The organism is Ignavibacteriales bacterium (assembly GCA_026390775.1).
Taxonomy (GTDB): domain Bacteria; phylum Bacteroidota; class Ignavibacteria; order Ignavibacteriales; family Melioribacteraceae; genus Fen-1258.
In genome coordinates, this window is sequence record JAPLFF010000007.1 from 1,424,635 (window position 1) to 1,444,382 (window position 19,748).

A 19,748-nucleotide genomic window follows, 5' to 3' on the forward strand; every position below is an offset into this window, starting at 1 on the left:
ATTCATTTTTAAAAAACATTGCGGCCTACTGATTTCTGCAGGCTGTACTTACTAATTATATAATAACCTACAGCTTGTACATAATTAAGTTTTGCGGTTTGAAGAGATTGCTGAACATCGAGTAGGTCCAAAGTGCTTACTAAACCGCGATAGTATCTTTCTTCGGCAGTTGCGAGCGATTGTTTCGTCAACTCTATTTTCTTTTGTTCAATTTCAATTTGTTTTTCTTTTGTTTGCAAATCGAGTAACACATTTTTTATTTCAATTGCTATTTGATCTTTAGTATTGTCATATTGCATTTGAGTTATCTTTAGCGATACTTCCGCTTGCTGAACTTGGGAACTTGTTCTAAAACCATCAAATAATGGAAGAGAAAAAGAAAGCCCGGCATTCCAACTTCCTTTGAAGATATCTACTTTAGGAAGGTATCCATTCCGAAGATCCCAATTGAAGAAAAGATCAACATTTGGCTTGTTCATCGTTGAAGAAATATCTTTTTGCAGCGATGCTTGTTTTTCTCTCTCTTGTAACTGCTTGAGTTCAATTCTGTTAGCGAATGCTTCCTGAAACAACATTTTTTCATCCATCGAAATTTTAATGTACGTCAGTGAATCTTGCAGCTGTACGAAAGTATCCAGCGAACGACCGATGATTTTGTTGAACTGTATCTTTAGTTTTCTAAGACTTGTTTCAGCGTTCAGTATTTCACCATTAACCGAACTGATTTGAACTTCCATGGATAGAATATCAAAGGACGATGTTTCCCCGGCTTCATATTTTTTCTTCATGGTAGAAAGCCGCTGTTCAAGAAGTGAAAGGTTTTCATTAATTACTTTAATTGCTTCACTCATCATCAGTATCTGATAATATAGTTGAACCGTTAGATAAGTTACTTCACGTTCCGTGAAAGCTGCACTGTGTTTCGCTTGCAATAATTCAATTTCATTCATCTCAACCATTTTGCCGTTTCTTCCCCAATTGAAAAGCGATTGGTTGAGAGCCACTTGCGCATTGTAATTATTTTGCGTTCCAAGCTTAAATTCTTCAGCCGGCAAACCCGGAATCTCGAACTTGAATGTAGAGAATGTATTTAACCGGGTATAGTTCGCATCTAAGCGAAGCTGTGGAAAATAAACGCTGCGAGATTCATCCATTTTGGCTTCGGCTCCTAAAATAGATTCTCTTGCCAGAAGAATGCTTTTATTGTTTTCCTGTGCAAGTCTTACGCTTTCGGCAAGAGTTAAACTGCTGTTTGATTCTTTGTTCGCTATCTGTGCGTTTAGTTGGAGCAGTGAAGAAAAGAAGAAAAACAAGATTAAAAATATTCGAAGATGAAACGTCATCACTATTACTCCTTTTTCATTGTGTGTTATTTAAAGTCTCGATAATTTTTTCTACTGAGGGAACTCCTCCGTAAAGTTTTAGTTTTCCATCCACAAAGACTAACGGTGCAACAGCAGTCCCATACTTCTGTGCAAGAGGAAGTACTTGATTGATATACTTGTTGTCAAGTTGATTCGTTGCATACAGTTCAGCAGCCGATACGACTTTAATCTCAGCAGAGACATTTGCTTGCTTTACCGCTTCCGTAATATTTTCAAGAAGACGATCGTCTATTTTCTTCATTGTTGGGGAACAACAAGCCAACGAGAGAACTACGATTTCAGTTGCCATAAAGTGTTCTCCCAATATTTTTCAAACTCTCTATCCCAACAATATCCGTCTCAAATAACGGGACTTGCACAAGTGTTAGTCCATTAAAACGTTCTTTAATTATCGTCAAGTAACGATCCTGTGTCTCACGCCGTCGTTTTAAGAACCAATTTCCTTGCAATACTTTATATGGAATAATTTCATTCACAATCATTGTAGAGACGTTGATACTTAGCGTGCCAAGGTTTTCGATTGCTCTGGAAGATTCTTCTATAGGTAATTTCTCGGCAAGTAAAACAACAATGAAAGAAGTTTGGCGTTCGTCTTTGAGTGTGTTTAGTGCGGCATCGTAACGTGCCTTCTCCTGTTTTAAATCTTCGAGCATCCCTTCATCCACAGTTCCACCTAAAATGGAAGAGAGTTCTTTTCTGTTTTTTATTTGATTGGTAAGAAAATTAGCCCAATCAAACGGCATAGCCAGTTCGCGAAGTGTGTGCCCAGTCGGCGCTGTATCAAAAACAACAATATCATGAGCATCATCATTCAGGAATCGAACGAACTGATCAAACGCTGCCATTTCTTCCATGCACGGTGTGTTGAGAGTTTCTTTTCCAAAAAGGTTGGTGAATTGTGTAACCGTGTTGCTCAGTCTTTTTTGGAAAGGTCCGGCCGCCGATTTTGGATTTATATTCAGAGCATGAAGGTTTTGTATTCCATTAATTTCAGTCGGCTCGATTTCAGAAATTTCTTGTTGAAAAATTGCCGAAAGACTCACCGTGGGATCAGTGGAGACTATTAGTGTTTTATAACCAGCATTAGCAAAATGAATGGCAGAGGAAGCAGCCATAGTAGTTTTGCCTACTCCGCCTTTTCCGCCAAAGAAAAAATATTTTTGTTTTCCATTATTAATGATATTCTCTTTCATATTCACTTTATCCTCTGTTATGATTGAATGTATTTCAGTATTTATTTAGCTTTGTAAAGCAAACAAAAAGGGCAACACTTCTTTTGGGAAGTGTATGCATTGTCTTCTCAGGACACCAATTGTTTGCCAATGCCCGGGTAAAGTGTTCGTAGCACTAAACCCGGGTTTTTAATTCACGAACTTATTTTTTCACAATTTCCGCACAGAGTTTAGATGGTGGTAGCATCAAACCTCGAATCTCATGAACTTGTACAAGATGCGCATACTCGTCAGAAAATTCCATTTTATTTAACAGGCCAAAAACATAGTGAACCAAATCGTGGCAATGCAATCCGATCCAATCTTTTGGTAATAGTTCCCTAGGTAGTGCTGGTTCTTCAAGGTAAATATCCATAAGGTCAAGTTGCAGTTGGAGAACTTTTGGGAAAAGTTTTCTAGCTTCTAGTTTTTCCTTTTGTTTAATCTTTTTTTCAAGAAAACGCGCGAGATTTTCCCATTGTTTAACAAACGTTTTATATAACTTTTCAAGTTTTTTAAGATTCCAAACTCTATAAATAATTTCTTTTACATCAATGCAACATTCGAGCTGTACTGTTTGACATTGAAATACAGCAACATATTTCTTGAGTCCAAGGGAAGTAATTAGTTTTCCAACCTCAGCAGATTTATTGTACGGAGAGATCCAAGTGCTGCCGAAAAGCATACCAAAACCTATCGTAATCAATTCATTCCGCAATGAATTCCGCTTCTTTCTTAAGGTTTCCGGAATACCAAAAACAACCACCGTCCAGGTCCCCTCCCACTTTTCTTCTGGAAATTTTCCCTCTATCAGAGAATCAATATGTAAATGTTTATCAATGGCAATTTGAATTTTACGTTCACCTTCCTTACTCAACTTGTAGAAAAGAGTGCCATTTTTTTTCTTTTTTGTAAGAGTACCTTCTTTTACCAATCTATTTACAGATGCGCGAATAGAATGCTCAGATTTTTTTACTCTACAACCGAGATCGATAAATTCATTAATTGAAACCTCGTCCTTCTGGAGAAGACATCTTTGAATAATATTTTGTGTTTTTATCATATTGTTGTTTTATTATATTGTCGTTATTGATAACGACAGTTATTAACTATGATTAAATTAAAGAACATTTTTTATATTGTCAAGAACTTTTAGAATTCTTCCTATCTCTAAAGAATATGATGTTTTGTGTTTAATTTTTAATTCATCAACCTGATAAAGTTGTATTTTATCGTATCAAAGGGAGAAAGCTCCACCAAGAAACAATTAGCAAACAATTCAAAGTCTCAATTCGTGCTGCCAAACTTGATAATAAAATTCACTTCCACACTTTGCGTCATTCTTTTGCTTCGTTGTTGGTCCAACGCGGAGTTTCTTTGTACGTGGTTAAAAAATTACTTGGACATGAGTCATTAACAACAACACAGATATATTCTCATTTACAACAACAGAATTTGCGTGATGCTGTTAATCTTCTATAGTACCTAGTAACTCAAACATGCCCGCCGTCCTTTTGGCGGGTTTACGGTCACCTTCAGCAGCAGAATTTGAGGGATGCTGTTAATCTATTGTAAAAATCGTTCACAATATTTAACTCTAGAAAGGTAGTTCACTTTTTTAGGTGAAATATACTAATAGATATAGACTGATAATTTTTATAGGTTTAATTGTAGGTTCAAAAGGAACTTGTTATTGAAACTAAAGGATACATTAAATGATAGATGGAAAAAAATAATGGTTATCAAATGTTGTTCGAGAAAAGCATAATTATTGAATATTCACTAAATCTTAATTTGCCCAGAGGTTTATTAAAAATGAAGAATAAACAATTAAACTACTTTTTTGCGGAATTTTAATGCTCAACCAAATTGATCGAAAAACCATTATTGAAATAAGAAAATCTCTCGAATATCTTTATAAGAAGTTGCCAAATTATTATCTGCGTGTTTTTATAAAAGGGGAAAAAGTCCGATCAAGTAGCATTGATTTCCAACCCTTACTTGATACAGGGCTTATTGAGAAATCCAACAATTATTTTTTCAGTAAATACAGTATATATCCAATAAAGAATTGTTTTATTCTTACAGATCAGTTCTCAAATAGAAATTTAGACCGTGTTTTCCCAATCTCAGATGATGAATCAGGCTTTCTTGCAAGAAAATTAATCGTAAAAGAAAATGAAATAGGAATAGACATTGGTACAGGTTCAGGAATTTATGCAGTTGTTGCCGCGCAAAAAGAAAAAAAAATATTTGCAATAGATATAAATCTTAAAGTAATTGAGTATGTCAGATTTAATGCGTTATTAAATGGAGTAGAAGATAAAGTAGAGTTCATTCTTGGAGATACATATGATGACTTGACGAATGAAAAATTTGATTTTATTGTTTCTGATCCACCAGTCGTTCCAACTCCAAGGAATGCTAATTTTTGGTTGCATTCAAATGGAGGACCCGAAGGAACAAATGTCTTAGGAAAAATTTTTGATGGACTTGCTTCTCATATTAAAAAGGGGACAAGATTACAAATGGTTTCGCTTTCGCTTGAAAACGGGGCGTCACCTACTATAATTAATTTTATAAACAAACATTTTAGAAAGTTGAAATACAAAATTGAATTAACTGAATTATATGGTGGACCTCTTAAAAATCTAGATCCGTTGTGCAAGATCTTTGAAAGTGAAAGGTATTTTGAAGAATGGAAAGCGTTGTTTAAAAAAAAGGAATATAATCAACTACATTACTTTTACTTGTTCGCAAAACCATCAAACAAGTATTCACTCCGATTTCATGTCGCTCAAATTGGAAACTGGAAATCACGCCTTAAACGACTTTCGCCAACTTAACATTACACTTTCGTGTTATTTGTCCTTTTACAATAATCAAACCAATTCCTTTGATCCCATAAAAAAGAATTTAAGACTGTACGCTTGGAATTGCTTCTCGCAGGAAGATTAACAACTTCACGAACGAAGATGGCTTTAATTTGTATTCCTCGACGTAATAACAGAGTCTTTCATCGGCTTTTGAATCTACTTTTGAAAGCCCAGACTTATCCGCAAACTTCCTCAGGTTCTCCTTATATGTCGACCACTTCTTTGTTGGATCAACGATCCATTCATACGTGGTATCTTTATCGTGGAGAATATTTTCGATATGTTTTCTGGTCAATCCGGTAAAGTCCGAAAAGAGATAGGGATAACATAGCTCGGCTAATTTTTCGGAAGACAAAATACGGCACTGAAGGAGCACCTCCCGTAGACAACCCTCTAACCTTCTTAACAACTCTGTTTTTTCCCATGCTACTTCGTTTGCAACGAGCCACAATGTCCATTCATACTTTTCAGTCATATCCGCCGGCTTGACTTCCTGAAACATTTTAGCTTCTATGACAGGCATGTAGTGCGGCTCCCACAGCAACCATTGCTTAATCTGTGCCCTGTGAACAATGTTAACCATGTCCAGCATGCTGTTAGTCTCCTTCAGCCGTGACTGACTTTTTACCTTCTGTTTTGAAACTTCCGAAAAGTCTTTCATCAAGTGAAGAAGAAAGCCCTCATGAACTGTATCAGGTAGAATAAGTGTATCTTCTTTGGGATTGAACTTCGCAGAAGTTAGAGGTGTGTCAAAAGATTGAACTTGAGAGGAAGTCGATGTTACTGAAGAATTGGTGTCACCAACGCTTGAAGAGACAGCTGAAATATCATCAGTCATTATCTTGATTTTTCCCTTGACCTTAACTAGAGGTCTCAACGCCTTAAACTTTGACTGTTCGCCGTACTTATATAGGTAATGCACAATGGCAACATCTGTGGCTACAGCAAAGTACGGAACGTCATTAGGCATTTTCTGAAGCGCTTCTAATCCAGCGAACGTTGATTCGACATCCATTCGGAGAAAATGTTTCCTCCACAAATCCTTTGAACGAGCAAGGAAAATTGGAGCGCAGGCTACCATAAGGGGATGCCCCAAGCTTGCTTTCTTAGGAATCATGTGCAACACCCACAAAATAACCATGGTCAGAATGAAACCACCCAAGATTGCATCCCACACTCCCTTTCTTGGAGTCACAAAAGAAATAATGGTAAAGAAAACAGAATTAAGCGTTTTGCGAAACCAACCCTGTCTGACAGCCTGTTCGGCTGATATGAGCAATTCTTGGTTAACGTGATTTTTCATTTCAAACCATTTGGTCTTGAGATCTAACTCCTCCTTCGCGATGCGAACGTTTTCCTGAAAGATACTGATAAGCGTAGCATTTACACTCGCATCGATTTGCTCAATAGTCTCTGCTTTCATGTTCGGTTCGCAGGCAGAAATCTCCTCGTACCATGAAAGAGTAAGATCAGAACGGTATTTTTCATTGTAAAGACTATCAGCTCTCCCCGGGTTTTTAATATACTCCCAATATGCTTCAAGATATGACTTCAAGAAATTACGGGCTTTATTCCAGGATTTCTCTATATAATCAGTTCTCATTAAGATGACCCCTGGAGTGATTGCAGAATCGATCACCCGTGCAACGCCGTTCCCCACACCGAACGTCACTGCTGGATCATATGTTGCCAAGCAATCAATGGTATCAAACGGATCCGATTGAGCGGACCATTTGCTTAAGATCTCCCAGTGTTTGCTTTGATCAACCTGCTTGACTTGAAAATCATTATGACGATCCAAGTTAGCCTTAGTTGTGAGAATCCTCAAGGCTTCCCGGTGGGTTGAGGAACCCATCGCCGTATAAATTCTCTTTCCCTTAAGACCATGAACATCTTTAATTGTTGAATTCGGTCGGACAAGGAGTGCTGACTTGTACATTGGCAATCGAGCAACAATAACCCACCTGGGTTCGGCGGAAATCAGTTGAATGGCAGGTTGATCGCCAAGAAACAAAATATCTAAACTGTCGCGCAGTGCAGCCTCGATCATCGGTCTCCCATACGAAAATGGAATAAAGTCCCCCTTCAGGCCATTATTCTCGAGGATATTAGAGGACATCAACGTAGCTGCAATCTGTCCCTGATTTGTCCATGGTGGTTGCCAGCCTACACGCACTGGTGGCAGAATCCTGTTTTCATTCTTCTTTGGCAAGATGATAAAAATGAGAATTGCCAGCAGAGCAAAGAGGATCAATTGAGCCGGAGAAAAGTACTTTCGGATAGTTTTCCCCTTTCGAGAGAGGTATTCTGAGATATTTATCTTCTTTTCCGCGGAGTGCTTTGAGATATTTACCGTCATTTCAGCCTGGTGTTTTGAGTTATTTAGCGTCATTTATCACCCTGCAAAATATTACTTAGCTTGTTTTACGATCACGATCTTGTCAATCAAATCAACTGACTGGTCGCTCGCCTCTTGAATCAGAGTAGGATCTGATTGACTCTTCATGTCAAGTGCGTTTTTTATCAGACCTAATTCCACGGCAAGATCAGCATCTTGTTGAATAACTTTTTGAAATGCTTCAGTCAACCTAACATCTAATTCTTTTATCGACTTAGCATTCACGTTCGGCTCCACTGCCGAGATAGTTTTGTAAAGTGCTGGTTTAAGGTCTATTCGAGCTTCCGATGCATATATACTATCAACTTGTTGTTGATGCTTTGCATAATAATAAAATGCTGAAATATATGACTTCAAAAATTTAATAGCATCTTCTCGTCGATGGGTAAGAAAATCCTCTCGCATTGCAACTACAGCGGGGGTCTCAAATTCTTTAACTATCCTTGCGAATCCTTTATCAACGACTAATGCTACCGTAGGATCGTACGTTGAAATCGCATCTATCTCTGCCCATTTACTATCTTTTGCTGAACCACGTTGAATTAAACCGGCGTGCTCTGCTTGATCAAGATTTTTTAGAAATACATCTTTATCTAATACAAATCCTTCCTTCTTTAATATGCGAGCAGTTTCTCTGTGAGTTGTAGATCCAAAAGCAGTTGCAATATTTTTGCCTTTCAAATCTTTCATTGTTTGAATCGGCGAAGACAGAGGAACTACAATAGCAGATCTATAGTTTGCCATCCGTGCAACAATTTTCCATCGCTTATCTTTCGAGATTAGATTGATCGCCGGTTGCGAGCCTGCAAACATTATATCAATTTCGCCTGCTAACGCAGCTTCCGACATCGGACCGCCATAAGTGAAAGGCTTAAACTCTCCATGTAACCCGTTTAACTCAAGTATATTCGAGTTTTTTAAAACAACTGCTATCTGTCCCTGGTTTGCCCAAGGCGGTTGCCATCCAATTCTTATTCCAGCTAATTTTTCCGGTTCTTTCTTACTACAACTTAATTGAAAGAAACAGAAAACAAGTATAATTATTATTGGACTCAGTATGAGTATTCTGTTTTTGTTATTAATTTTCATTGTATTATCCTTATCATATTAATTGCTCTGCGAAGATTTACTGCTGAATTTATTCCAAATGGTTGCTTCGATTTCAAGGAATTCTTTTGTGGAACGGATAGAATAATCACGAGGTCGAGGTAGATGTATATCAATAATTTCTTTTACAAATCCAGGCCGATGAGATAACAATGCAATTCTGTCAGCTAAGAATATTGCTTCACCAATGTTGTGTGTTACCATAATAATTGTTTTTTTCTTACGCTCCCATATTTTTATAAGCTTTTCTTCTAATGATTTTCTCGTATCAATATCTAATTGCCCGAATGGTTCATCCATAAGAATAATTTTGGGATCAACTGCAAAAGCACGTGCAATGGCTGCCCGTTGACGCATTCCCCCTGAAAGTTCATGCGGGTAATGATTTTCAAATCCTTCTAAATCTACTAAATCAAAATAATATTTTATTATCTCTGTTCTTTTATGTTTATCGAGCTTTTTGGCTTTGAGCCCTATTTCAATGTTTTGCCAAACTGTTTTCCAGTGGAATAACTGATAATCCTGAAAAATAACAGTTCTATCAGAACTTGGACCATTGATTTTATTATCATTTATTTTTATTGATCCATCCGTAGGTTCCAATAATCCGGCGATGAGATTTATTAAGGTTGTTTTGCCGCATCCGCTGGGACCCAGTATACAAATAAATTCATTCTCATGCACTTGAAGAGAAAAATTCGATAGTGCAGTGATCGGTTCTATAGAATTAATTTTATTAAATGTTTTTGTTACTTTATCTATGTCGATTGTGATCATCTTGATACTTGTAATAATTATTTAGGTTCGATTTCTCTATCGCTTCTTCTCCATGGGATACAAAATCTTTCTACGCTTGACATTAAGCCGTTTAAACAAAAGCCAATAATTCCGATCGTAACCATACCCGCTAATACATTTTCCATTTGAAGCTGTGCTCGACTTAATTGAATCATATATCCGAGACCCGATTGTGACCCGACAAGTTCGGCAGTAATAACACATATCCAACCGACACCCATTCCAATTTTTAAACCCGTAAATATTGATGGAAGTGCGGCTGGAATGATTACATCTTTAAAAAGAAGATTACCCTTCACTCCAAGCGTATATGCTGCATTTAGGTAAGACTTTTCAATTGATCTAACACCAAAGAATGAATTTGTAACAATAGGAAAGAATGATCCAAGAAACACTATAAAATATGCCGGTGGATCACCAAAACCAAACCACAACAAAGAAATTGGTATCCATGCTATTGCTGGAATAGGTCTGAGTATTTCGATAACTGGTCTAACAATAGTTGTGAGTTTCCTGGAAATGCTCATTGTTACTCCAAGAGATATTCCAACCAATGTGGCAATGGAGAAACCAACAAATACTCTTTTCAGGCTTGCGAGTGCGTCATTAAATAATACACCCTGATTAGCGAGATTGAATAGCGCTGTAAATATTTTCGTAGGCGGGGGAATGACTAATGCTTCAAAGGAAAACAAATATGTACTTAATTCCCAAACAGTAAAAAATAAAAATAGAACGAAAAAGTTTTTAATTAATGTATTCAGAAAACGAATATTAATTTTCATGGTTCTCTTACTTGGTAAAGAAGTGGCAACACGTTATTTTTCAGTTACATATAAGTCAGAACAAATATGTTAATTAACACTTTATTAATATAATAATAGTTTCGAAAACTAGCTTGTCAGTTCCGTTATAGAAAGGGTGTGATAACTGATGGTTTTTTTGAGGAGAACCTGCCCGATGAAATCCAGCAAAGCTAGAGGACACAGCCAATTCATCTTAATAAAAACCTTCTGTATCTTCAAAAAAAAATAACTTGAAGGAAACGGCGAGTTTGCTTTGAGTGCTTTGCACACTATAGACACAGTTTTCTAAGAACCTAGTCAAATTGATTTTTATCTGGGGGTGAGTCCAAATAAGTTTACAATGTGTCGAAATATATATTCGAATAGTGTCCGTATCTTCAAGATCTTACATATTTGTCCAACTTGGACAACTTCATTTACACTTCGCATTATGGATCGAAAAAATTTGCGTCCATCTCGTCCTTTAAAATTCCCTCTCCTTTTTTTAAGGAGAGGGGTAGGGCTTGCCCGGCATATTATGGACGGGGTGAAGTCGATAACTTGATATACCTTTCAATCCCGGATTTTCTCTCAGTTACCTTAATACCCTTAATCTTTGCGGCTTCTTTTAGCCACCGGGTAAACCTTACCAACTGCATTTCAGAATATTCTTCATACTCATTTTTGAAACTCTCAAAGAGTTCTTTCTTCTGGAATTCTTTCCCAAGTTCCAATGCTTCAAAATATTCTGCAAATTCCTCACTCGTAGAATCAATCAGTTTTTTCTTTTCAAGATTAATGTGTGAGCACTGAATCAATCCTTTACACAAATACAGCTGAAGGCAACCAATCATATAATTGAGAAAGTAATTCCATTCCTCATTACTCCATTCATCATAAAATCTGTGTCCAAATTCATCAATCGGTCTATGTGCTTTGTTGTAGTGATCCGAAAACTCAATTATGAACTGCCTGTCTAACGTTGAATCATCAGATCCTTCAATAGTGTAATTTGTCGAAATGATAATCTTAGGCGATTGATGAAATGGAATGATTATTTCATTCTGGTTTTTCTTCTCGACAGTTATATCATCCGTGATGATGGAGAACAGTTTATCAAAGTTGAATTTCTTGGTTACATCATTAAATTCAATAATCGCAGTATCAAGTGTGACAGATTGAAAACTAAAGCTTTTCGAGAAATTAAAATTCCTTCCATCCAAACGAATAGTTTTCCGCAGCTTTCCAATTGCTTGTGCAACTAATCCTTTGCCGCTTCTTCCATAAGCGCCGTCACTTAACTTTTCATCAAGAAAGATCACGGCTTTTGCATTCGTTGAATCTTTGTAATTATGAAGTAGATAACCTATTGCACTCCGCAGTGATAAAATCCTATGTTCTTCATTCTTGCAGATGCTGCAAACAAATTTTTCGAATTCGGACTCTCGTTTATCTAGAATCAGCCGTTTATTTATCACTTGTCTATCCCAAATAAAACCTTCCAGCTCTTCATATCGCTTCAAGAAAATTTTATCTGCTGTTATCTCAACAAAACAATTCGAGAAAAAGAGAAATCCTTTCTCTTTGGTATCACGCAAAAAATCTAATGCTCTTGTTTCCAAGAATTCAAGAAATGTCTGAACAAAATGTTGAGGAGCTCCCTTGATAACAGCATCAATAACTTTTATTCGTGGAGTTTCATGAAAATGCTCTTCATCTAATCGCTTCAGATAGTCAATCACAAAATCCTTGATGTTGAATATCTCTACTTCGCGAACGATGTTCTTGCTTACCTTCAGCAGAATATAACCACGTTCCAGCTGCAGCTTGCAGAAACCATTTTCTTCAAGAAATCTTTTGAAGTTCTGTTTTGAAATCTTAGTCTTGTCATTCTCGATATACCAGAACTTCACAAACGGTTTCTGCCAGCCAAACTTTTCTGCAATGTGGTAAACCGTTCCAAGTGTGATTTTCCCATCATAATCTTTCTGTAGTGAATCGAATTTTTTATTTATCTCAAATTCTGAATCATGATAATGCTGGTTTCCCAAACTCATTTTCAAAAAATATTTTCTTCCTTCTTCACCAATTGTTACCAAACCGAATCCGATCCGATACCATTCCTCATAACAATTAACCGGCAGATTGTTTTCCAAAAATTCAATCGCACTTTCTAATTTCTCTTTGTCAAAACTTGCCGGTTCAAATGTTCGTTTACCAATTTCAAGAATTTCTTTTTCTTTCTGTAAATCACAAAACTCTTCCAAACATTCCAACAGCACATCAGCATCAATTTCTTTCGGTGGTTCTTTGGGTTCATCATACAGAAAAGAATATCTGTTTCCGCTATCATGGTTAGAACAGGGAAGCACTGTCTGCGATTGACCCCACCTCAATTCAATATGATCACATAATCCATCATCTTTCAAATACAATCTGTAAACACTTTTAGGACCATTCAATCTCTCCTTCATCTTTTCACTCTCACGTACCTTAATCCAAATATGATAACCAACGCCGCTTCCGCTTTTTACAGTCCATAAATATTTTTCACCAAGTCCTAATCGTTTACATATCATCTCAATGATTTCAAAGTTTGTCACTTTATCGAAATCAATATTTCGTAAATCATTTATTCCGCATATTCCACCGATTCCGGTTACGCCTGCATTCCAGCCAAACTCGACTACATCTTTTTCAGTTTGTTCAATCAACTGCCAATTTTCCCAAGCAATAGTTGGCCGTTTACCTTGGATAGGCAGAACATTAAATCCGAAAACATTTTTATAAATCTTTGCCATTTCAAGAAATTGTATCATCTTTTTTCTCCGGAATTAATTCTAAATATTTTCACTTCATTTTTGATAGTATTGTTTTGTTCTTTTACTTCGTCCTTCGGAATTCGTCCATCTAACTTCCCAATCGCTTCCCTCAACGAATCCATATTCAAATGGGAATAAATTTCTGTAGTTGAAATTGAAGCATGACCAAGAAGCTCTTTAATTGTGTAAAGTGGAACACCCTTCTGTACAAGACTAGAAGCAAACGAATGTCTTAACGAATGGAAGTGAATTGATTTTTCTATTCCTGCATTTCTGCAAGCTTTTTTGAACCTTCGGGAAAAATAATCTCCGGTAAATTTCTCGCCATCACTTTTACAAAACACATAATCAAAAAGCTTCTCCCCCTTGATAAGGGGGAGAATACAAGAGGGGGTCTCTTTCACCTTTGACTTTTCACGTCTCACGAGAATTTCAAACGCCTCTTCACTCATCGGAATAAATCTTTGTGTTCTTCCTTTCGTTGTAAAATTCTCATCACCAACTGTAATAACTCGATTCTGCAAATCAACATTTTTCCATCTTAGATTAACAATTTCATCTAAACGCATTCCTGTATAAAACGCTATCATTACAAAATCTTTTACTGTTTCGCTTTTTATCTGATCACTGATAACCGACAACTGATCACTATTAATAAACACCGGTGCAATCTTCTGTCTCTTTGGTAATTTTACTTTAATAAAAAAGTTTTCAGAAACATATCCCCATTCTCTCGCTTTATTGAATGCTGCTTTAAGATTGCGATAATAAACAACATACCCTTTCTTTACCTTTTGCTGTAGGTAAATAATAAAGTTTTCAACGTCTTTTAACTCAATTGAATCAATTGGTTTTTGTAATCCTGGTTTACCTTCTTTAATTGAGAAATATTCAATCAAATAGTTTAGCGCAATTTTTACACTCCGCAGATAAGAAGCTGATTTATTATGTTGAATAAGATTTATATACTCTTCAGTAAACACCCTCAGCGTTACAACTTCCTTTTGTCTACTACCTGGAATGATTGAAAGCAACAATTTTAGTCTTTCTATATCATCAGCAGAAATATTTTTTAATATCTCATCCATTATTAACTCCGCTTCTTCTAACAGCTAATAGCTAATTGCTTACCGCTATCTTTTCTTCTTTCTTGGAAACTCAACAACAACTTCATCTTTCAATTCCATCTCAATCTGATTAGAATCCTTTATAAGAGTTTCCTCTTTTTTTGTATCATTGGTTTCATTCTGTCTACTGATTTCTGAATTCTGATTTCTGCTCTTAAACACCCATTCATCTAGTTCAGCTTTCGAAAAGAAAATCATTTTGCCTGTTGGTTTGTAATGCGGTATTACTTTTCGGTAGGTTAATTTGTAAAGATAACTTGGCGCGTAACCGAGATAAGCGCACGCCTCTTTGAAAGTCAGCGGCTTATCATTTTTCTTCTTGAGTAAATCTTCAAGTGTGTTGAGTTTCTGAAGGATTTCTTTTTGTTCGGTATCTACTGGGGGAATTTCCTTTTTCATTTCATACCTCTTGTTGATGATTGATTGTCCTACAAGAGCAAATATGAAAATGAAAAACCAGAAAAAGAATTTATCGCACTTTATGCGACTTTATCCCAAATCGATAAAATATGATAAAATTTCCATGTCCTATTTTCAAAACTTTATGGCATTTTACCATAGCTAGATAAAGTATGATAAAGTTTCCGTTATTCCCTCAAACATGGAATCGTTCAAAAAAGGAAGGGTACAAAATAAAATTATGATTGATATGCTAATTGAATCAAGAATTCTTCCGATCAAATTTCCTGTCTGAGTATAATTCTTCGTATAGTTTTTTTTCTGTGCTAAGTCTTTGAATGGTTTTCCTTTCTTATTTAAGAAGTGCTTTGCAAAAATCTTAAACTTATTCTCATCATCAATTACACCTCTCTTTGCCAATTCATCAACAAAGATTGAAAATTTGTTATCACTGTCGTGCCACAGAAATTTTTTGAAATAATTGAATCCTCTGCAGAATGGGTTTTGTTTATCGTCGGAAAAATGAATAAGAATTTCTTCCTTCGAATACTTTGGCAGAATCTCATTCTTATTAAGACTGTCGAACATTTCTAACAGCTTATCTTTTCCACTATACCAAATTATACGTTCAATCGAACCGGAGTCATTCACAATAGCGTTTTCGGTTTTGGAATAGTCTGTCCAAGTAGCTCTCATCTCAAGTTTTGTCTTGTAATGCTCACGTAGAAATTCAGCTCTTTCTAAAAATTCATTGTATTCTTCACAAACTGTCTTTCCGCATATTTGTATTGCTTCCATTTTGACGGCTTGTTTAATCTTTTCATTGCAATTCACTAAATCAATTAATGAATTTTCTTGATTGGTAGTTTTCAGAGATATCTTTATTTCGTTTGGCTCAATATTTCTTACACCATTGCGTACATCAAGGATTGCATCTTTACATCTTAAGATTTCATCTGCGATGAATTCAATTTTCTCAACATCAAGTTCAATTTCCTCTAATTGTTTTTTGAGAACGGTAAACGAAAATCTTTCAATGCGCATATTCCACCCCAGTTAATAGAGAGATAATTAATTAATACACACAATTTTTTACGCCGGCGGCCCTTAAGATTTGAATCCCGACTATGTCATGGGATTTAAGCGGTTGAAAGGTTCGTTAAGAATGATTCCTTAAATGAGAAATAAACTGTATCTGAAATTATCAAATCTCCTCTTTTATAATAAGAATATTTTGTCAAAGATTCACTACTATATTTGCCGGGCAATCAAAAAAAGAAATTGTGCTCTTCATTTCCAACCAGTTGCTAATGCAAAAAGTCTATTACTGTGTTCAATTCTTTGTCCCAATATTTACAGATTTTCGCCATATTTATCTTTATTTTATAATAACACTTCATTTCAAATTGAGGGATTGTTGATACCATACCACGTAAAATATTACATTAACAAATTAACTAAAAACAGCCCTTGGGATATTACACCACAATCAATTACCTGTTTGATGGTTGGTCAAAATTATAAAAAAAATACTGTTGAATATAATAAACTAAGATTGCATCAGAGAATTGAAACAAAGAACTATTTACAATTAGATGGCAGTTGATTTGACAAAAGAAAATTTCTTCATTGATGAGAGCGGCGATCCCAACTTCTATGGCAACCGTCATAAGTTATTAGTCGGTACACCAGGTTATCAGCCGTTGCTGTTAATTGGTATGATTGTAGCCGAAGATAGAAAACATTTGCGAAATGCCGTCCTAGATATAAAGAGTCAAATTGAAAACGACCCTTTATATAAATCATTGCATTCTGTAAAACCCGGCTGGTATCTTCATGCAATCGAAGATCATCCTGATATTAGAACAAAGTTCATCAATTCTCTAAGAGACTTGGAAGGATTCAAAACATTTATTGTTATCGGTAGGAAGGATGTAAATAGGTTTCATAAATTGCATCATAATAAACCAACGGAATTTTATTACGATTTATTGTATCATCTGTTAAAAGACAGAATGAACAAAGAGGATTATATTTATCAATTATTCTTAGCTCAACGCCAAAGGACAAAAATGGATAATTTTTCTTTTGCTGTTGCAAAAGCAATTGAAAGAGATAATTCCAAACGTAAAAAGCCAATTGTTGTAAATTATCAATGCGATATTGTTTTAAGCAGCCAATATCCGGAATTAAGTATTATTGACTATCTGTTATGGGCTTTACAACGTTATATTATTTTGAAAGAAGATCGTTTTTACAATGCATTAATTAATAAGTATAATTTGATTATTGATTTGTATGATTCGGAAAACTACACTACTAAAAGAAAAGGAACCAGTAATTACTATCCGAAAAAAAATCCTTTTGATTTGAAAAAGACATCTGATTTTGAGGTGTGATATAAAAAGAAAACTCCAAAAATTCTCTTAAACCCGTGTCCCGAAAGACAACCTCCGCCAAAGGGCGAGTTATGATTTTAAGACAACTTTTGAAGTTCCGCTGTAAATATAGTGTTTACAGTGTAAACAACAAATATAATTTTTAATATATGTCCTCATCAAAAGACTTAGCATTTAAAGATTGGCAAAAAAAAATAAAAGATGAACTCGGAAAAACTGAGTGGATCACAGTTTATGCCCAAGACAATGAAATAAAGGATGTTGATCAATTGTGGAAACATTTTGAAAGATATAAAAGCTGGGTTGATGAACTACTGAAATGACTTTCAAATATGATATACAGTTATATATTAGTTCAATAATAATACATTTATATTAATACACTTAATTTTTTCTATCTTGACGAAAAGTCGATTACCATGTTTGCAGAATTTTAATACTATGGTGTGTATTACACTATCTTTGCAAAATTCTCCCATCCATTTATATCACTTTAATTTCGTTTAATCACATCTCCCAAACGAAACTTAAAACTGCATTGTACGAAGGGAAAGAAATATTCTGCTCAAATAATTTACGTTGAGATTTGAATCTGAAATCTTTTGTAAACCAAGCATCAGATATTATTTCTTGAGGACCATACGGCAATTCTTTTTTATTATAGTAATCAAATGCAAATGAGTATGAATTAACCGGTATTCTTAAATCAACAAATTGGAATGGAAAATCTTTATGGCATCGATACCATTTGATTTGTTTATTTTGAGAAAATATAACGGCAATTGGAATGTTACCAACATCAGCATATCTTAAGGCCGTAGCCGATAAGCTGCATGAGAAAAGATTTGCTAAATCAAGAATTAATTCTTTGGAGAATTTTACTCCTTTACAAAATTCTAGAAAAAGACTTCTAGGAAATAATATTTCAGAAGCAAAAATATTAGCATCGTTTTCCTGTGGTCCGTTCTTATTCCAATTTATAAACGAACTCTCTTCACAAATACTAATATTGTCTTTTCCCTTTTGCAATTCAAAATGCCCAATTTCGTGAGCTATAATAAATCGTTTTTTACCTTTTTCCTTGATGCTTTTGTTAATGATGATTAGTCCATAATTCTTATTATTAATTAACCTTCCTTCGCAACCAAAGAGTTCTTTTTCCTGAATAAGTAGACCTCTATCAAAAGCAATTAACTCTAATTCAATTTCATCTGGTGATGAAATACCATATTCCTGTAGGATAATATTTGCTTTAGCAATCGCTACAACTGACATTATTTTCCTTCATTCATAATTTTTGAAAAGAATTCCAGTAATTGACTTTCGTTCAAAATATCCAAAGCTTCTTTATCACTAAGATTATCGATGTTTCTGAAACTAGCTTGGAAGGCTTCACTATTCCTATCACCTAAAAGATTAAAAAGAAATTCCTTTGCGTTCGTACCGGTCACTTCTTTACTAGTTGCCAAGAAAGAGTTTAGTTTCTCTTTCATTTGGAACAGTTTGATTTTGGTTAATTCTCTCTGTCTCTTTCCGATAAACTTTTTTATTAGTTCTTCTCCTTCTCTAACTAATAAATCTGGTTGGATACCTGCCAACGATAATTCTTCTTTTACATGATTAATATCTTTTGAATCATCTTCAGAGAGAAATTCAAAAAGATTTTTTAATTCACTATTATTTTTTATTGGATTCATTTTGGAATCCCTACCTTTCTAACATTTAATTCATTATTTAATTTTCGTCTAAGACGCTTTTTCATGTTATCTATTTCTTTAATAGATTTGTTCATCTTTTGGGCAATTTCAGTTCTGTCATAATCATCAATTACATATAGTAATAGATCGGTTAACTCTGTTTCATCTTCAACTATTTTTAGACATTCATCGAGGATCTCTTTATACTCTATTAATTCTTTTGGTGAAGAATCGCTCAAAATATTATCCCAGAATGAATCGGATTCTATTTCATTATCTGTTTCATTGATAATCGTTCTTTTTTTATTTTCAAAAGAATGAAGATGTTCATAAAGAAGGCTATTTATGGTGCTAATTAAATGTTGAAATAATTCCGGATGTACTTTTTTATTCCACTTCCTTTCGCCGACAAAAAGCAATTCGATTGCTTTAAAAACAATTTCTTTTGCTTCCGTACCTCTTGCAAATTGTTTGCTTCCCTTAACCAGACTGGTAGCTTGAAGCTTTTTCTGTACATAGTTGGCCGCCTTCAAGATCATTGTTTTCCAATCTTGATTCTTTAATTCTTCTAATAGGTCGTTCTCATCCATAATTACCTTCTATACTATATAAGCTATTCACTGTAAAAAAATATCCAAGATAGTAATGGCAAATTTTATTTCTTCATTAGCTTATAATATAAGGACAAAGAAAGGATATGACAATTATTAAATAATCAGTTGTATCTTTGAATAAAAAGGTAAA

18 protein-coding genes are annotated in these 19,748 nt (G+C 35.1%); 3 read left to right on the top strand and 15 right to left on the bottom strand.

Going from position 1 to position 19,748, the window contains the following annotated elements; genetic code table 11:
- Nucleotides 1-8 precede the first annotated feature (8 nt).
- The 4 genes from NTZ27_11450 to NTZ27_11465 form a co-directional block, all read right to left on the bottom strand.
- The gene (locus NTZ27_11450) at nt 9-1,343 is read right to left on the bottom strand and encodes a TolC family protein (GenBank protein MCX6175358.1); all 1,335 of its coding nucleotides are present in this window, start codon (nt 1,341-1,343) and stop codon (nt 9-11) included.
- Between the two features lie 16 nt (nt 1,344-1,359).
- Nucleotides 1,360-1,674, bottom strand: a complete 315-nt coding sequence (locus NTZ27_11455; GenBank protein ID MCX6175359.1) for a hypothetical protein — start codon at nt 1,672-1,674, stop codon at nt 1,360-1,362.
- Nucleotides 1,664-2,578 carry a TRC40/GET3/ArsA family transport-energizing ATPase gene (locus NTZ27_11460; protein MCX6175360.1) on the bottom strand — a complete coding sequence of 305 codons (915 nt, stop codon included), beginning with the start codon at nt 2,576-2,578 and terminating at the stop codon, nt 1,664-1,666. The genes NTZ27_11455 and NTZ27_11460 overlap by 11 nt, the downstream gene beginning before the upstream one ends.
- Nucleotides 2,579-2,759: 181 nt before the next feature.
- Nucleotides 2,760-3,659, bottom strand: a complete 900-nt coding sequence (locus NTZ27_11465) for a hypothetical protein (protein ID MCX6175361.1) — start codon at nt 3,657-3,659, stop codon at nt 2,760-2,762.
- A 793-nt stretch (nt 3,660-4,452) separates the two neighbouring features.
- Between NTZ27_11465 and NTZ27_11470 the strand changes: the two genes are divergently transcribed.
- Complete coding sequence (locus NTZ27_11470; protein MCX6175362.1) at nt 4,453-5,442, top strand: methyltransferase; 990 nt, start codon at nt 4,453-4,455, stop codon at nt 5,440-5,442.
- Between the two features lie 70 nt (nt 5,443-5,512).
- On the opposite strand, the gene NTZ27_11475 is transcribed toward NTZ27_11470, so the two are convergent.
- The 8 genes from NTZ27_11475 to NTZ27_11510 form a co-directional block, all read right to left on the bottom strand.
- The gene (locus NTZ27_11475; GenBank protein ID MCX6175363.1) at nt 5,513-7,864 is read right to left on the bottom strand and encodes a PhnD/SsuA/transferrin family substrate-binding protein; all 2,352 of its coding nucleotides are present in this window, start codon (nt 7,862-7,864) and stop codon (nt 5,513-5,515) included.
- Between the two features lie 18 nt (nt 7,865-7,882).
- On the bottom strand, nt 7,883-8,959 hold the full coding sequence (locus NTZ27_11480) for a PhnD/SsuA/transferrin family substrate-binding protein (protein MCX6175364.1): 1,077 nt from the start codon (nt 8,957-8,959) through the stop codon (nt 7,883-7,885).
- A gap of 18 nt (nt 8,960-8,977) precedes the next feature.
- Nucleotides 8,978-9,754, bottom strand: a complete 777-nt coding sequence (locus NTZ27_11485; protein MCX6175365.1) for an ABC transporter ATP-binding protein — start codon at nt 9,752-9,754, stop codon at nt 8,978-8,980.
- Between the two features lie 17 nt (nt 9,755-9,771).
- Complete coding sequence (locus tag NTZ27_11490; protein MCX6175366.1) at nt 9,772-10,560, bottom strand: ABC transporter permease; 789 nt, start codon at nt 10,558-10,560, stop codon at nt 9,772-9,774.
- A gap of 536 nt (nt 10,561-11,096) precedes the next feature.
- On the bottom strand, nt 11,097-13,379 hold the full coding sequence (locus NTZ27_11495) for a bifunctional DNA primase/polymerase (protein MCX6175367.1): 2,283 nt from the start codon (nt 13,377-13,379) through the stop codon (nt 11,097-11,099).
- Complete coding sequence (locus NTZ27_11500) at nt 13,376-14,470, bottom strand: tyrosine-type recombinase/integrase (protein MCX6175368.1); 1,095 nt, start codon at nt 14,468-14,470, stop codon at nt 13,376-13,378. The genes NTZ27_11495 and NTZ27_11500 overlap by 4 nt, the downstream gene beginning before the upstream one ends.
- A 45-nt stretch (nt 14,471-14,515) precedes the next feature.
- Nucleotides 14,516-14,908, bottom strand: a complete 393-nt coding sequence (locus NTZ27_11505; GenBank protein MCX6175369.1) for a helix-turn-helix domain-containing protein — start codon at nt 14,906-14,908, stop codon at nt 14,516-14,518.
- A 162-nt stretch (nt 14,909-15,070) separates the two neighbouring features.
- The gene (locus NTZ27_11510; protein ID MCX6175370.1) at nt 15,071-15,952 is read right to left on the bottom strand and encodes a hypothetical protein; all 882 of its coding nucleotides are present in this window, start codon (nt 15,950-15,952) and stop codon (nt 15,071-15,073) included.
- Between the two features lie 551 nt (nt 15,953-16,503).
- Between NTZ27_11510 and NTZ27_11515 the strand changes: the two genes are divergently transcribed.
- Nucleotides 16,504-17,307: a DUF3800 domain-containing protein gene (locus NTZ27_11515; GenBank protein ID MCX6175371.1), complete on the top strand. Its 804-nt coding sequence runs from the start codon at nt 16,504-16,506 to the stop codon at nt 17,305-17,307.
- A 149-nt stretch (nt 17,308-17,456) separates the two neighbouring features.
- Nucleotides 17,457-17,630 (top strand): hypothetical protein, encoded by a 174-nt coding sequence (locus NTZ27_11520; GenBank protein MCX6175372.1) that lies wholly within the window; start codon nt 17,457-17,459, stop codon nt 17,628-17,630.
- Nucleotides 17,631-17,814: 184 nt separating this feature from the next.
- Here the strand turns inward: NTZ27_11520 and NTZ27_11525 are convergent, their stop codons facing one another.
- Genes NTZ27_11525 through NTZ27_11535 form a run of 3 tightly spaced genes read right to left on the bottom strand, consistent with a single transcriptional unit; the run spans nt 17,815 to nt 19,594 of the window.
- Nucleotides 17,815-18,582 (bottom strand): ImmA/IrrE family metallo-endopeptidase, encoded by a 768-nt coding sequence (locus NTZ27_11525; GenBank protein ID MCX6175373.1) that lies wholly within the window; start codon nt 18,580-18,582, stop codon nt 17,815-17,817.
- Complete coding sequence (locus NTZ27_11530; protein ID MCX6175374.1) at nt 18,582-19,004, bottom strand: hypothetical protein; 423 nt, start codon at nt 19,002-19,004, stop codon at nt 18,582-18,584. Before NTZ27_11530 ends, NTZ27_11525 begins: the two co-directional genes overlap by 1 nt.
- Nucleotides 19,001-19,594 (bottom strand): hypothetical protein, encoded by a 594-nt coding sequence (locus NTZ27_11535; GenBank protein ID MCX6175375.1) that lies wholly within the window; start codon nt 19,592-19,594, stop codon nt 19,001-19,003. Before NTZ27_11535 ends, NTZ27_11530 begins: the two co-directional genes overlap by 4 nt.
- Nucleotides 19,595-19,748 lie beyond the last annotated feature (154 nt).

Bases quoted from the DNA above. Each gene is read 5' to 3' on its own strand.
- NTZ27_11490 (MCX6175366.1), bottom strand. From the start codon at position 10,560: ATGAAAATTAATATTCGTTTTCTGAATACATTAATTAAAAACTTTTTC.
- NTZ27_11535 (MCX6175375.1), bottom strand. From the start codon at position 19,594: ATGGATGAGAACGACCTATTAGAAGAATTAAAGAATCAAGATTGGAAA.
- NTZ27_11500 (MCX6175368.1), bottom strand. From the start codon at position 14,470: ATGGATGAGATATTAAAAAATATTTCTGCTGATGATATAGAAAGACTA.
- NTZ27_11515 (MCX6175371.1), top strand. From the start codon at position 16,504: ATGGCAGTTGATTTGACAAAAGAAAATTTCTTCATTGATGAGAGCGGC.
- NTZ27_11510 (MCX6175370.1), bottom strand. From the start codon at position 15,952: ATGCGCATTGAAAGATTTTCGTTTACCGTTCTCAAAAAACAATTAGAG.
- NTZ27_11470 (MCX6175362.1), top strand. From the start codon at position 4,453: ATGCTCAACCAAATTGATCGAAAAACCATTATTGAAATAAGAAAATCT.
- NTZ27_11475 (MCX6175363.1), bottom strand. From the start codon at position 7,864: ATGACGCTAAATAACTCAAAACACCAGGCTGAAATGACGGTAAATATC.
- NTZ27_11530 (MCX6175374.1), bottom strand. From the start codon at position 19,004: ATGAATCCAATAAAAAATAATAGTGAATTAAAAAATCTTTTTGAATTT.
- NTZ27_11455 (MCX6175359.1), bottom strand. From the start codon at position 1,674: ATGGCAACTGAAATCGTAGTTCTCTCGTTGGCTTGTTGTTCCCCAACA.
- NTZ27_11460 (MCX6175360.1), bottom strand. From the start codon at position 2,578: ATGAAAGAGAATATCATTAATAATGGAAAACAAAAATATTTTTTCTTT.
- NTZ27_11450 (MCX6175358.1), bottom strand. From the start codon at position 1,343: ATGACGTTTCATCTTCGAATATTTTTAATCTTGTTTTTCTTCTTTTCT.
- NTZ27_11485 (MCX6175365.1), bottom strand. From the start codon at position 9,754: ATGATCACAATCGACATAGATAAAGTAACAAAAACATTTAATAAAATT.
- NTZ27_11520 (MCX6175372.1), top strand. From the start codon at position 17,457: ATGTCCTCATCAAAAGACTTAGCATTTAAAGATTGGCAAAAAAAAATA.
- NTZ27_11480 (MCX6175364.1), bottom strand. From the start codon at position 8,959: ATGAAAATTAATAACAAAAACAGAATACTCATACTGAGTCCAATAATA.
- NTZ27_11495 (MCX6175367.1), bottom strand. From the start codon at position 13,379: ATGATACAATTTCTTGAAATGGCAAAGATTTATAAAAATGTTTTCGGA.
- NTZ27_11525 (MCX6175373.1), bottom strand. From the start codon at position 18,582: ATGTCAGTTGTAGCGATTGCTAAAGCAAATATTATCCTACAGGAATAT.
- NTZ27_11465 (MCX6175361.1), bottom strand. From the start codon at position 3,659: ATGATAAAAACACAAAATATTATTCAAAGATGTCTTCTCCAGAAGGAC.
- NTZ27_11505 (MCX6175369.1), bottom strand. From the start codon at position 14,908: ATGAAAAAGGAAATTCCCCCAGTAGATACCGAACAAAAAGAAATCCTT.